This window comes from Enterococcus sp. DIV0802b (assembly GCF_050543535.1).
Lineage (GTDB): Bacteria > Bacillota > Bacilli > Lactobacillales > Enterococcaceae > Enterococcus_D > Enterococcus_D entomosocium.
In genome coordinates this window covers 2,203,940-2,216,774 of record NZ_CP172941.1, presented here as the reverse complement: position 1 = coordinate 2,216,774, position 12,835 = coordinate 2,203,940, and the positions used below count along the sequence as shown (strand labels likewise).

The following is a 12,835-nucleotide window of genomic DNA, read 5'->3' as shown; positions in this document are numbered from 1 at the left end:
AACCATGATGGATTATACTTATGATAGATGAGAATAGAATGAAAAAACACCAATTAAATTATTATTTTTTAAGGCTGTTTTTTCGATGACCCTCGGTTTCTCATTAAAAAAAGTGAAGGAAGAGATGAAAATGAACAAAAAGGTACGAATGTTAGGTTTGGTCGGAATGGGTTTAGGAATGGCGCCCACTGCGGCAGCTGCAGCAGAAGCGAATCCAACGGCTTCAATGACGAGTCAAGCAACACTAACGATCGAACAAGGAATTTTGTCACTGGATCAGGTGACCAATTTTAACTTCGGTACAAGCAGTATCCAAGATATCGCTACCGATGAACAAGTGATTCAAACAACGTCGGATGAAGTGACATCGATCACGGATTACCGTGGACCAAATCAAGCTGGTTGGCAGTTGACTGCGCAATTATCGAAAATGACGAATGCCAGCGATAACGAGCTAGCAAATGCCAAAGTCACTTTAAATGGTTCAACGGCTTCGGGCGATGCAACGCTAGTATCGGGCACCGAATTGATGGTAGGGGCAACAGAACCTACATTGATCGCTTCTGCTAATGGGACGACCGGCTTAGCAACCAATGACTTTAACTTTTCCAATGCTTCATTAACCGTACCAAAACAAAATGTGAACAGCGGCACTTATAGTGGAACGATCACTTGGACATTATCAAACACCTATCAAGCAGAATAACAAGGAAAGGGTGACAATGAAAAAACAAATCAAGTGCTTCGTACTCATTAGTTTCTTTATCAGTTTGTGTTGCTTTACGAAAGTCACCGGTCATGCACAGACCACACGGTTCACTGTAACCCCAGAACTTCCCCAAAATCAAGTCAGTGACGTCAGTTATTTCGACTTACTGGTAAATCATGAGACCGAACAGAATTTGACCGTTGCCCTTCATAATACAAGTTCAGAGCCGTTGACCATTAAAGCAGCAGCACTAAATAGTTATACGGCCTCTACTGGGATCATCGCGTACCAAGCAGAACAGACCGCCGAAGAGAACCAAGGAATCTCGTTTAGTCAATTGATTGAAAATCCGAGACAGACGATCCAGCTTGACCCTGGAGAAAGTCGTCAGGTCCATTTTACCCTTTCAATGAAGGCAAAAGAATTTGCAGGAGAAATACTTGGTGTGTTTGCCTTTGAAGAAGAACCGTCAGAGACAACTGAAAGCCAGCAAACAAATCTGCAAGCCAACTATAAAATTCAACAAGGGATCCGCTTGCGTCAGAATGTGGCAACCATGCCTGATCCTCAATTGTCTTTGATCAATTCTGAGGCGGTGGAAAGATATGGTTCTACAGCTCTCAAAAGTAGGATCCGCAATGATCAGCCCACAGCCTTTGGCAACATCACTGTCAAAACCGTGATACGCGAGCAAGATAGCGGCAACAAGGTCGGTGGGTTTTCTGCAGAGAATTTTCAAATAGCTCCGAATTCGGTTTTGGAGCTGTTTAGTGCCTTTGATCAGAACATTCTCGAACCGGGGACCTATCTATTACAGATCGAGTTGAATGCGCCTAAAGGAACATGGGTGTTTGAGGATTCGGTGGTGGTTGATCGCAAGCAAGCCAACCTTATCAACCGTCAGACAACGTTAGGTGCAGCGTATCTTCAAAAACAGTACTGGCTCTATGCAGGAGGGCTACTTCTCTTCCTGTTTGTCCTACTTCTCTTGTTCATTTTATATAGGAGACGTAAAAAAGCAGAAGCAGATGTTAGGCTGTCAGTGCAAGAAGAATCAGAATGAAGAAAGCGGAGGACAGTGATGAAAAAGTTTGGCATTATCCGATGGGGCTATGTGTTCTTTTTTAGCATTTTCCTGCTATGTGGGAAACAAGAAATCGTCCATGCTGCGGTATCTGCGCCAGATTTTCCTACGTTAGCGATTGACGATTCTCTGATCACTCCTGTGGGACAAGCGGGGTCGCCACAAGGAGAACCGGGCGTCAATTATGTTCAGATTAATGATGGAGCTACCACCAACTCCAGTGGTGGTGTCTGGTTCAATAAGCCGGTTTCTTTTACTCGCTCTTTTCGGTTAGAAATGGCATTTTGTATCGATAATACAGCAACGGACAGCGATGGGCTCGCTTTTGTGATGCAAAGCAGTGGCTTAAATGCGCTGGCAGAACAAGCAGGACCGACGATTGGCGTCTGGTCAAATACAGGAGGAACGACTCCTCTAAGTACGGGGGCAATCCCGCAAAGTTTTGCGATTGAATTCGATACGTTCTATAATAATGCCGGTTTGACTGGGGACGGTATGATGGATCGCGATGTTCCTTCCGGCCATCATATCGCATGGAATTTTCCCGGCTCAAATGACGCATATACCACCGATGGCTGGCTGATTATCGACAAAGTCTTAAATCATCGTGATACGGTATCAGTGAGTGATATTTCCGATGGGGTGTGGCATAGTTTTACAGTAGTTTTTGATCAGCCAACGCAAACGTTGCGTTACACCGTACCAGATTTCGGTGTTGATGTGACGGTACCTGTTGATGACACCTTCAAATCAAATTTGAACCTGACTAATAGTGCACCGGTCTATTTTGGTTTTACTGGTGCAAACGGGGGCTATGTTCAAGAAAAAGCAGTGGCGTTTGTCGATGTTGAAGGATTAGTAGAACTTGAGATGCGAACCGGTGTTTTTGAAAAAGACCCAGTCAAACTATTGTTGGATACTGGTACGACACTTTCCCAGCCAGCCACTGTCGACAATAGCAAAACCATTACTTATGCGACCTATCTCTCCTATAAAAGCACCAGTGATCTAGCTGACTTGGAATCGGGAATCTTGCTCTCATCGCTTTTTCCAGAAGGACTATCATTAGTTCCCGAGGCGGTTTATTTTGGAAAAGCCAGTGAAATCATGGTTAATGGCATGCCGGAAGGCGGAACTGCCTTACCTTTTGTCATTGAAAATGGGCAATTGGTTGCGACACTGCCTGACATGGTCAAAGGGAATGAATACATCGTTCACTTTTCCGTCAATTACACAGAAGCGCCGCTCAATCAGAATTTAGATATAGCCATCCCTGTCCAAACTGTTTTTAATGGAAATGCTTTTGTTTCCAGTATGACGTCAGGTGATCCAGAAATTCATTATTATCAAATGACTGGAATCTTTCCACCAACGCTTACAACAGGTTCGGCGTCATTGGCAGAATCAAAAGCAGACCTGCAGATCGTGCGGCAAAAGCGCAATTCCTATATACCGATCACGATTGATGACCAAAACTCGACCCAAGCCAAAATATATGTCACGGAGTTCTTTACGGAGGATGTGACAATCACCGAAACCGATTTCTCTGAAGCAGCGTTGGTTGAACGGGGAACATTGTCGGAGCCGCTAACGGATACATTGGTGTTAGACACCGAAGAACTAGAACCAGGCACAACCTATTATCTGGCTTCCTATGTGATCGATACAGAAGGCAATCGATCGGCGACACGTTATTATGGGATTGACTTTCGTGGGATTGTAGAATTTCAGCGTGCGCCTGCTTCAATCACAGCGACAGTGACCTTGAATGAACTGGTACGATCCATCAGAGACGATGGCTTTGCTTATATAGCGATTGCTTTTGATCAAGAAGCCCTTTTGTCTATCAGCAATACCAGCGAAGGAACCTGGCAGTTAAGTGGACAGATAAAGGATTTTATGCAAGAGCAGCAACTATTGGCAGAGGAAATTCAGTTGGTACTCTATGATCCGGTGACCAATCAGCTGGTGGCTTCTGTCACTTCTGAAGAGCAAGTGATTTTCCAGCAGGAGCCAACAGGAGCAACGGACTTAACCTTGGATCTTCAGGAATATGATTGCTACTTTCGCTTTGTCCCCAAGTTAGATTTGATTTTACCAGGTACCTATACAGGCACAGTCGACTGGCTGTTGGAGAGTACAATCATTAATGAATAGCAAATAAAAACGCCTAGAAGGCGTTTTTTTCGTCTAAAAGTTTAAGTCGGTCCCTTTAACTTTGGCGACTTTTCGCAATTTTTAAAACTAATGATAGGCCTGCTAAAGCAAAACTGCCGTATTTAACGAATTTTTCCAAGGATTCTAAGGTTTGCTGTTTTTTGTGTTTGCAGTCTGGACAGCTTTTTTCATGGGCATTCATTTTTTTTCCACATTTACAATGACTCTTCATCTGTGATCCACTCCTCGTTTCGTTTTATTTTGATGACTTTCTATAATTTAATTATACATGTTGTATAAGGTTCTGTCTGAAATTATGCTGTGTAAGACGTTTGTTAAAATGAGAAAAAACCTACGTTTATTGGGGGAGGCGTAGAAGTGTGTAATTGCGAGGCTATTGGCAGTTACAGAGCCCGATGGGTAGGAATCGCTATAGATAAAAAAGGAAGGAAATCTGACAATTTTCTCATTTTCGATAGGTGCTGAATCGCTTTGCTTATCAGTTTAGCAAAATTTTGCTATTGTGGAGTAAGATTAGGGGACAAGAAAAGACGCTTCTCTTTTTTTTCTATATTCTATCCTTAATCTGAGAACGAAAATCACCGATAGTATGCTATATATAAGAACAAGGAGCCATCCTTGACAATGTCGAATATGGCATTTGAATGAAAGGATTGATGAAATAAGTGATTTCTTCAATAATTTATACCGATACAAAGGCTTATTTAGATAAAGTGCTAGACCAAGCACTGTTGGATCTACTAAAATCTGATTATCCTAAAGTCTATGAACACGTGCAAAACTTGATTGTTGCTATGGAACAAACGATCCAACAAATTGACAGCACAAATTTTTGGCGGTTGATACCGGAAATTTTAGGCTATGATTCTCGTTTTGTTTTGTTGAACTCGCTGCAATTGTCAGAAGACAAACTGTTGACGGAAATCGAGATTATTCAGATGATCGAACGTGATTTTCCGAATTTGAATAAAGAATTTTGTGGCTATTCCTTAAAAGAACAAGAGCATGAGAGTTTGATCTTCAGTGTTCAATAAACACTTCTCGTAGGAATATCAAGTAGAGTAAGAAAACGACTAGCTGATCTAGTCGTTTTTTTTTATCAAGAAAAAGAATAATTAAACATGTTATTTATCATTAAAATAAAAATTATTTTGAAATTATGAATAAAATAGATTATTATTGGTATATAATCCTTTTAGTGAAAGAAAAAACAATCGAAAAAAGGAAGAGGAAAGCCAGCTGACTGAAATAGCTGCGATTGTTTTAATTTAGAAAATAAGAACCAGCCTCATCGGCATGGAAAGGAGCAATTATGGATTACTTGAGTTTTTCAAAAAAAGAGTGGGAAGTCTTAGTTTGTTTTTGGGCTGTGGATGAACCTCTGTGCTGTACAGAATTTAGTGAACGTTTCGGCTTAAACCGTAACACATCACTGTCCGTGATTCGCAAGTTAGTAAACAAAGGAGTTCTGGAGATTGCAAGTATCAAAATGAGCGGATCAGTCTTGGCTCGTCGCTTTCAGCCAGCTGTAAGTGAATTGGAGATATTACAGACAGGCCTAACCGATGACCAGATTTTTGAATTAGTGAAAATCGCCATCAGAAAAATCGAAGATCCTGAACAATTAACCCAGTTGCTAAATGTGATTGGTGAATTGAAAACTAAAGCTTCTTAAAGAATACTCGTTTGCATGATAAAAAAATGATCCGCTGTGAAAACAGCGGATCATTTTTCTTGTTCTTGAAATCTTTGTACCATTTTTGTCGTCAATTGATGGAGCACGGACAGTTCTTCCGGTTCAAGAGGCAAGAATTCGGTCACTTTGTAGGGGATCTCTAACGCTTGTTCATGAAGCGCTTTGCCTGAGTCAGTCAATGTGACCCTCAAAGAACGTTCATCGTCTTGATTTCGATTTCTTACTAGGTAGCCTTTTGCTTCAAGCTTTTTTAAAACCGGTGTCAGTGTGCCAGAATCGAGACATAATTGCTTCCCCAATGCTTTGACACTGATCGCTTCATCTTCCCATAACACTAACATCACTAAATATTGGGTATAGGTCAAATTCAACGGGTCCAGTAAGTCTTTGTACTGTTTGATAATTTCTTTTGAAGCGGCGTATAGAGGAAAACACAATTGGTTTTCTAACGCTAAGACATTCATGTTTTCACCCCTTTTTCTAATATCCGCCTCTTATCATAGCTGTTTTTTCAACGAAAGTCTACTCGCTAACGGCTTTGACAGTCACTTCAATGTTGCCAGCTGTGGCTTTTGAATAAGGACATACGGTATGAGCGATCTCAAGCAATTCTTGTGTTTCTTCTGTTGACAATCCTTCGATTTGACCTTCGATCTCAACACCCAAGACAAAACTGGATTCGCTTTCTGCGTATAAGGTCACTTGTGCGCTCACCGTAGAAGCACCATCGATTCCTTTGCTGCTTTTCACCAATTCAAGGGCACTGTTGAAGCAAGCACTAAAACCAGCCGCAAAAAGTTGTTCTGGATTGGTAGCATTTTCGACACGTTTGCCAGGTGCAGTGATGTTTAGCTCAAATGAATGATCTGGACTGTGTACTTCTCCTGAACGGCCACCAGTGTTGATCATTTTAGTCGAATACATTTTTTTCATCATTTCTTCACTCCTGATTTTTATATTTTGTACAATTAAATTGTATGCAATTTAATTGAAAAATGCAAGGAATTGGTTTTCGTTCTATGTTTTTTTTCTAAAAAAAACCGGAATCAGCATAAGTTTACTGTTCTCTTGGGTGAAACGTGCTATCATAGTTAGTAACACTTGTAATAGATTAACAAATGAGTTTGAAGCTTCAAATTTACTGCATGAAGGCAAAGAGGGTGAAAATCATCGTAGATTATATGGAAAAACGAGCGGTAGGGCGCTATTTTCGATCGTTGACGGATCATTATTCAGGCTATATACGGCTTTATGGCACCTATACAGAATATCGGGTGATTGCAGGGATTCCTGCTGAAAATGTCATGTTAGAGATTATCGGGGTTGAAAACGGTGTCTTATTGACCCGTGTAAACAATACATTATTTGAAAATGGAAGAGGGTTTTTACAATGATCATTATCCAAATTATTTTAGTTATTTTAGTATTAGTGATTCTGATTTGGCTGATTGCAAGCACTGCTGTGATCGTTCGTCAAGGGGAAGTCAAAGTTGTCGAAAGTTTTGGGAAGTACGTTCGAACGTTGGAACCAGGGCTTCATTTTCTTGTTCCGATTTTGTATACAGTTAGAGAAAGAGTGTCCTTGAAACAGATTCCTTTGGAGATCGAACCCCAAAGTGCAATCACAAAAGATAATGTAATCGTTCAAATTGATGAAGCAATCAAATACCATGTCACAGATGTGCGTGCCTTTGTCTACGAAAATGAAAACTCCGTTGTTTCAATGATCCAAGATGCCCAATCGAACTTGCGGGGAATCATCGGGAAAATGGATTTAAATGAAGTTTTAAATGGGACTGAAGAAATCAACGTAGCGTTGTTTACTTCAATCAAAGATATCACGGCAGGCTATGGCTTAGCGATCGACCGAATCAACATTGGGGAAATCAAAGTTTCGCAAGAAATCATTGAATCAATGAACAAATTGATCACTGCCTCTAGAGACAAAGAATCGATGATCACAAGAGCCCAAGGTGAGAAATCTTCTTCAGTCTTGAGTGCAGAAGCCAAAGCTTCTCAAATGACGATCGACGCCGAAGCCCGAGCGGAACAAACTCAAATCGATGCCGAGGCGCGGGCAAAGCGTGTACGGATTGATGCCGAGGCGGAAGCAGAACGAATCGCGAAAATCACTGAAGCTGAACGCAAACGGATTTTAGCCATCAATGAAGCAATCAAAGAAAGCCAGCTCGACGAGCGCTCACTATCATATCTAGGGATCGAAGCCTTCAGAGATGTGGTGAATAGCAATACCAATACGGTCATTCTGCCATCAAATATGACGGAACTGGGAAATATTCCAGTCGTCAAACAACTTTGGGAAAATGCACCATCTAAATCGGCTGAATAAGTTAAGCACAACAATTGAAAAAGGTTCCCATACTCCGAAAAGAAAGAGGAGTATGGGAACCTTTTTTACTTCGTTTTTTCCGCCGATTGATTATCGACGATCAAGAGGGCCATCATGACATACCCGATCCAACTATCCCGAGAGTATAAAATGTAGCGAGGGGACCAAGAAGCGGCATATTTCTGTTTGTATTCGCGTAACCCTTCAAAAGAATAGAAACGAGAACCAAAGGTGTAAACGAGATAGGCGATCCGCTCTTGCAAGAAACTGCTGCGGAAAGTACCAACGTTGGCTAATGGTGCCATGCCTAAATCAAATTGTTGGTAGCCTTGTTCTTTAAAATAGTCGAATAGCTGAATAAACAAGAAATCCATCGTTCCATTCGGCGCTTTTTCAGGATCGTGGCGCATCAAATCAATGGATGCTAGGCCTGTTTGATAGGTGGGCATAAAGGAAGCGAATGCGACGATCTCCTGTTGCTGATTACGGACGACAGCAATTGGTGCAGTGCTTAGATAGGATTCTGAAAAGAACCCAAGGGAGAACCCTTTTTCTTTCCGTCCATCTAGCCAGTTGTCAGAAATTTCCTTAAGCGTTGCAAATGTTTCGGCTGAAAAGGGTGGGGTGAGCACATCAAAAGTAAAGCCTTCTTTAGTGATCTTATTGTTCAATGCCCGCTGTCCCTTCATTTTCTTTCCTGAGAGGGTGAAGCTAGGTAGATCCACATAAGCTTTCTCACCGAATTTGATAAAGTCATACCCAAATTCATGCAGCAGCATCACCATTTCTTCACTACTTTCATAAAAGACCGGCAGATAATTCCATTGATCCATTTCTGTTAAGAAAGTTTCCAGTGCCTGTGGAAAGTCTGCTTGCTTCCCAGAAGGATCCCCCATGACTAAACATTTGTTATTAAAGGTCGTAAATTGAAAAAAGACCGTCGGCTCGCCAATTTCTGGATACACGTATACTTTCTTGTCTTTTAGATACACCAGATGGCTGTCGCTGTTGCCACCGTAAGTATTTAAAACATGTTTCACTTTATCAGTGGCAGCACTGACGCCTAATTGGTGTTTTGGTCCCATCAAGTACCGGGCAAACAGCAGCATCGCAATGGCGACGAATAAAATCGCAACGAACCCTTGCAGCCATAATTTTTCAGAAGGGAAAAGCAAAAAATCCATCGAATGGTGATGCGTTGGATGTCGATTGATATGAGGCATATTGTAGACCCCGATAATGACATAGAGGATCGTCAACGAACCAATTAACAAACCATCGATCGTCAGCCATTCCCACGAGAAGACGAGTTGTTTACGGAACAACTCGCTTTTTGAAAAAATCATGATTGCTAATAATAATAGAAGAAACAGCATGGTCGAAAAACGGAAGCCCGCAAAAATAGCATAACCGATTGTTGCTGCAATCAACAAAAGCGTCGGCACGTACGCGCGACTGACACGGGCAGATATCCCTCGACCGGCAATTAAAAAGAGGTAACCGAGAAAAATACTCGGGTACTGCATCACAAAATTCAAGCGAATCGGATTGAGGTGGGCTAACCATTTGATTTGATCAAAGGCTTCTGGAATCGTGGCGGAGAGCACCAACATCGTTCCCGTCAAATAAAGCAGCAACACTTCGATCTTGTGGAACACTTCCAACAACAAGCTTTTTGGAATACCAGAAAAGCGCTGGTTGAGGGAGACGCCGACATTTTTTGAGAAAAAAAGCAAACCGATCAAAAAGGGAATGATGTAATAAAACAGGCGGAAAAGCAACAGCCAAGCAATGACACTTTCACGGGGAATCTGCAGTGAGCCCATTCCCATGATCATCATTACATCAAAGGTTCCAAGTTCTCCGGGAATCATCGAAACGATCCCAATCACGGAGGCAGCGATGAAAAGTGGCAACAATTGAAACACATCCACCGAGATGCCCATCAAGAGACCAGTCGTAAAGAAGGCTGCAAAAACACCTAACCATTCTAATAAGGAAGCGGCGATCAACTGCAGACGATCACGCCGTTGCAGTCCACCTAAGTAAGCATTTTTTTTGGAAAAACTAAGGGCATAGACAACTGGAAAATAAAGACTACCGCCTAACAGCCAGATCCAATACTGTTGCAGATAATCTGTCGTTGGACCAAATAAGACGAAGGCTAGTGCAGCAAGGGATAAAATCGAAAGACCAGACATCAGGTAAATAAAAATCTTCGAAATTGCTTGGGCAACTTCTTTGCCTTTTTTTCCTTTGCCGTAAAATTCCGAGCGTAATCCGATGCTGATGAAGCCGCCGAAGCCGATTAAGTTGTTCATAGTGTTGATGATCCAGCTGGTTTCCAGCAAATAACGGCGATCAGGTTTGTCCCCTAATAGGCGGTTCAAGACAATGTCATATAAGACCATTGGCAAGACACATAATAACCCAATGACAGCCATTAATGCCACTCGCCAAAGTGCCAGTTGCGCAAACAACTCTTTTAATTGATCAATGGAGATCGTCTTGCTTAATGAAAGCAGTTCGCCCAACACGATCACGGCTACTGCAATCAAGAAGAGTGTTTTAAACAGTGAGCGGTGGTCGCGGAGCCAAGTAAAGATTCTCATAGTTATTCACCGACCTTTTCTAAAAAAGATAATACTTTCGTGTTAAATACCTCTGGATTCTTTCGTGCAAAACTATGTCCTTGTCCTTTGACGACGATAAAATTGGACTGAGGGATACTGTTTGCAATATAAAAAGAATGGGAAAGCTTGATCGAATCACGTTTGCCGACCAAAATCAATGTCGGCACACTGAGGTGATTCAAATCGGCTGTAGATAAACCGATTGGACGAAACAACAATCCCAAAATAGGGAGAAAGCCCCGCATTCCTTTTGAGAATGGGGAACAAAGCCAAACGATCAGATATTGCAAGACACTCCCCATTCGAGAAAAGAGTCTAACTCCCCGTGGCTCAGTATTGCCCGAGTTTAAAATCATACAACTAACATACTCAGGGTAAAGATGACAAAAGACCATTGCTAGATTAGCCCCATCACTAAATCCTAATAGGGCGATTTTAGACAAATTTTCTTGCTGAATGATTGCTAAAAGATCCGTTGCCATTTTAAAAAAATCGATCTTTTTCTGTGTGTTAGTGGACTTGCCATGCCCACGGCTATCGATTAAGTACAATTGATGTTTTTGTCGCAATGCGTCGACCTGCTTTGAGAAATAGGCACTGCTACCGCCATTTCCGTGCAATAAAAAAAGAGGGCATCCTGAACCGGTTTTTTCATAATAGAGGACAGACCCATCCGGTAAGGGTGCGTAACATTTTTCAACTTTCATTTTTTCACCTACTTTCTAAGAGTATACCTTGAAGTCAGTAGCTATCACAAACATATCACTAGATAAAATGAGAAAAAATAACATTCTACTCATTTTTTCTTTAGCAGATATTTAGGAAAAGGCTTTTTTCTTTACAATGTAAATAAAAATAATCGACTAAGTTAATTAATTTGTTTTCAGAAAATTCTTTACAAACACGTATTCGTTGACTATAATCGAACTAACTAATTGAGAATGATTTTCATTTATGAAAGGGAGGCTAGCCAATGACCACTATAGCAGATGTTCTGATTATCGGAGGAGGGCCCACGGGGCTCTATGCGAGTTTTTATGCTGGATTACGTGATCTATCGGTCGTATTGTTTGAAGCACAAGCCGAATTAGGCGGGAAGATCAATTTTTATCCTGAAAAAATGGTCTGGGATGTGGGTGCATTGCCGCCAACCAAGGGGAAGAAAGTCAAAGAACACTTGATTGAACAGGCTAAGTTGTTTGATCCAACGATCTATCTGAAAACGAAAATCATCGAATTGACCAAGGAAGACGATCTTTTTTATGCAGTGGATGACCAAGGGAGGACCCATGTTGGACGCACCGTTTTAGTTTGTATTGGCGGCGGTGTCGTTTCTCCGCAAAAATTGCCTTGTTTCATCCATAATAATGTCGACAACTATATCCACTATCAGTTTCCTGACCAGCAAGCGATCCAAGGCAAACATCTTGTGATCTCTGGCGGCGGGGATGCAGCAGTTGATTATGCGATTGAAGCGGCGTCTTATGGGGCAAAAGTTTCGCTTTGTTATCGGGGCGAGAAATTGAAGGCCCATGAAGCACAAGTAAAGAAGATGAAAGCAGAAGGGATTCAAGTGTTGATGAATCACACGATTGACGGGGTGAATCAAGCCGAAACCTTCAATATGGTTCTAAGATTAAAAAACAGTGCTAACCAAGAAACGATCGATTTTTTATGCGATCATTTGTTGATCCAACATGGCTATGACCGGGACAGTGCCTTGTTAGATAAAGTTTCCTTTGATCTCGCACGTCATGAAGATTTTTATTTGAACTGTGAGATTCCAACAAAAACCAGCCATCCTGGTGTGTTTGCAGCTGGTGACATCCATTACTTCAAAGGCAAAGTGAATCTTTTGGCAGGCGCCTTTCAAGATGCTGCGCAAGCAGTCAACCAAATCAAACACTATTTAGAGCCGACCAGTGTCCCACAGGCGATGGTTTCTTCCCATAATGAGAAATTCAGTGAAAGAAATCGACAGCTGCTGGTGAACGAGTAGCAGCGATTCTTTGTGAAAGAAAAAAAGCAAAAAACAGGATTCCCTTGGGAGTCCTGTTTTTTTGGTAACCTCAGAACAGAAATTCGTTTCACTAGAAGTGAATGTTTGCCACTCCTAAAAAATAAAATCTCTCAAATAAATGATGCAATTGATGAAAATTTCAGCTATTATTTTCAAGTTGACTAA

At 41.5% G+C, this 12,835-nt stretch carries 13 protein-coding genes; 8 read left to right on the top strand and 5 right to left on the bottom strand.

Annotated elements, in window-relative coordinates; translation table 11 throughout:
* Positions 1 to 85 precede the first annotated feature (85 nt).
* From IGJ12_RS10545 to IGJ12_RS10535, 3 genes are read left to right on the top strand one after another with little or no spacing between them, the layout of a single operon-like run.
* On the top strand, positions 86 to 706 hold the full coding sequence (locus tag IGJ12_RS10545; protein WP_005235179.1) for a WxL domain-containing protein: 621 nt from the start codon (positions 86 to 88) through the stop codon (positions 704 to 706).
* Positions 707 to 722: 16 nt separating this feature from the next.
* The gene (locus IGJ12_RS10540) at positions 723 to 1,772 is read left to right on the top strand and encodes a DUF916 and DUF3324 domain-containing protein (RefSeq protein WP_430618987.1); all 1,050 of its coding nucleotides are present in this window, start codon (positions 723 to 725) and stop codon (positions 1,770 to 1,772) included.
* A gap of 18 nt (positions 1,773 to 1,790) precedes the next feature.
* Positions 1,791 to 3,950, top strand: a complete 2,160-nt coding sequence (locus tag IGJ12_RS10535; protein WP_430618986.1) for a lectin-like domain-containing protein — start codon at positions 1,791 to 1,793, stop codon at positions 3,948 to 3,950.
* Between the two features lie 55 nt (positions 3,951 to 4,005).
* On the opposite strand, the gene IGJ12_RS10530 is transcribed toward IGJ12_RS10535, so the two are convergent.
* Positions 4,006 to 4,182 (bottom strand): hypothetical protein, encoded by a 177-nt coding sequence (locus tag IGJ12_RS10530; protein WP_005235184.1) that lies wholly within the window; start codon positions 4,180 to 4,182, stop codon positions 4,006 to 4,008.
* A 454-nt stretch (positions 4,183 to 4,636) separates the two neighbouring features.
* Between IGJ12_RS10530 and IGJ12_RS10525 the strand changes: the two genes are divergently transcribed.
* Positions 4,637 to 5,005 carry a DUF7006 family protein gene (locus IGJ12_RS10525; protein WP_430618985.1) on the top strand — a complete coding sequence of 123 codons (369 nt, stop codon included), beginning with the start codon at positions 4,637 to 4,639 and terminating at the stop codon, positions 5,003 to 5,005.
* Between the two features lie 278 nt (positions 5,006 to 5,283).
* Positions 5,284 to 5,646: a hypothetical protein gene (locus IGJ12_RS10520; protein ID WP_008378626.1), complete on the top strand. Its 363-nt coding sequence runs from the start codon at positions 5,284 to 5,286 to the stop codon at positions 5,644 to 5,646.
* A 50-nt stretch (positions 5,647 to 5,696) separates the two neighbouring features.
* On the opposite strand, the gene IGJ12_RS10515 is transcribed toward IGJ12_RS10520, so the two are convergent.
* Both IGJ12_RS10515 and IGJ12_RS10510 read right to left on the bottom strand, forming a co-directional pair.
* The gene (locus IGJ12_RS10515) at positions 5,697 to 6,131 is read right to left on the bottom strand and encodes a MarR family winged helix-turn-helix transcriptional regulator (protein ID WP_086373082.1); all 435 of its coding nucleotides are present in this window, start codon (positions 6,129 to 6,131) and stop codon (positions 5,697 to 5,699) included.
* Positions 6,132 to 6,189: 58 nt separating this feature from the next.
* Positions 6,190 to 6,600 (bottom strand): organic hydroperoxide resistance protein, encoded by a 411-nt coding sequence (locus IGJ12_RS10510; protein WP_034872372.1) that lies wholly within the window; start codon positions 6,598 to 6,600, stop codon positions 6,190 to 6,192.
* Between the two features lie 185 nt (positions 6,601 to 6,785).
* Between IGJ12_RS10510 and IGJ12_RS10505 the strand changes: the two genes are divergently transcribed.
* Together IGJ12_RS10505 and IGJ12_RS10500 are read left to right on the top strand one after the other, a co-directional pair.
* Complete coding sequence (locus tag IGJ12_RS10505; RefSeq protein ID WP_016620494.1) at positions 6,786 to 7,061, top strand: hypothetical protein; 276 nt, start codon at positions 6,786 to 6,788, stop codon at positions 7,059 to 7,061.
* Entirely contained in the window at positions 7,058 to 8,017 is a 960-nt protein-coding gene (locus IGJ12_RS10500; RefSeq protein WP_005235198.1) for an SPFH domain-containing protein, read from the top strand. The genes IGJ12_RS10505 and IGJ12_RS10500 overlap by 4 nt, the downstream gene beginning before the upstream one ends.
* A 65-nt stretch (positions 8,018 to 8,082) precedes the next feature.
* Here IGJ12_RS10500 and mprF read toward each other — a convergent pair whose 3' ends face one another.
* A complete protein-coding gene (gene mprF / locus IGJ12_RS10495; protein WP_005235200.1) occupies positions 8,083 to 10,629 on the bottom strand; it encodes a bifunctional lysylphosphatidylglycerol flippase/synthetase MprF in 2,547 nt (848 codons plus the stop codon).
* A gap of 2 nt (positions 10,630 to 10,631) precedes the next feature.
* Entirely contained in the window at positions 10,632 to 11,357 is a 726-nt protein-coding gene (locus IGJ12_RS10490) for an alpha/beta fold hydrolase (RefSeq protein WP_005235202.1), read from the bottom strand.
* 266 nt (positions 11,358 to 11,623) lie between these two features.
* Between IGJ12_RS10490 and IGJ12_RS10485 the strand changes: the two genes are divergently transcribed.
* Complete coding sequence (locus IGJ12_RS10485) at positions 11,624 to 12,649, top strand: NAD(P)/FAD-dependent oxidoreductase (protein WP_005235204.1); 1,026 nt, start codon at positions 11,624 to 11,626, stop codon at positions 12,647 to 12,649.
* Positions 12,650 to 12,835: the final 186 nt, after the last annotated feature.

Coding starts and splice junctions, on each gene's coding strand:
- IGJ12_RS10535 (WP_430618986.1), top strand. CDS start 1,791: ATGAAAAAGTTTGGCATTATCCGATGGGGCTATGTGTTCTTTTTTAGC.
- IGJ12_RS10520 (WP_008378626.1), top strand. CDS start 5,284: ATGGATTACTTGAGTTTTTCAAAAAAAGAGTGGGAAGTCTTAGTTTGT.
- IGJ12_RS10510 (WP_034872372.1), bottom strand. CDS start 6,600: ATGAAAAAAATGTATTCGACTAAAATGATCAACACTGGTGGCCGTTCA.
- IGJ12_RS10545 (WP_005235179.1), top strand. CDS start 86: ATGACCCTCGGTTTCTCATTAAAAAAAGTGAAGGAAGAGATGAAAATG.
- IGJ12_RS10485 (WP_005235204.1), top strand. CDS start 11,624: ATGACCACTATAGCAGATGTTCTGATTATCGGAGGAGGGCCCACGGGG.
- IGJ12_RS10515 (WP_086373082.1), bottom strand. CDS start 6,131: ATGAATGTCTTAGCGTTAGAAAACCAATTGTGTTTTCCTCTATACGCC.
- IGJ12_RS10530 (WP_005235184.1), bottom strand. CDS start 4,182: ATGAAGAGTCATTGTAAATGTGGAAAAAAAATGAATGCCCATGAAAAA.
- IGJ12_RS10540 (WP_430618987.1), top strand. CDS start 723: ATGAAAAAACAAATCAAGTGCTTCGTACTCATTAGTTTCTTTATCAGT.
- IGJ12_RS10490 (WP_005235202.1), bottom strand. CDS start 11,357: ATGAAAGTTGAAAAATGTTACGCACCCTTACCGGATGGGTCTGTCCTC.
- IGJ12_RS10500 (WP_005235198.1), top strand. CDS start 7,058: ATGATCATTATCCAAATTATTTTAGTTATTTTAGTATTAGTGATTCTG.
- mprF (WP_005235200.1), bottom strand. CDS start 10,629: ATGAGAATCTTTACTTGGCTCCGCGACCACCGCTCACTGTTTAAAACA.
- IGJ12_RS10505 (WP_016620494.1), top strand. CDS start 6,786: ATGAGTTTGAAGCTTCAAATTTACTGCATGAAGGCAAAGAGGGTGAAA.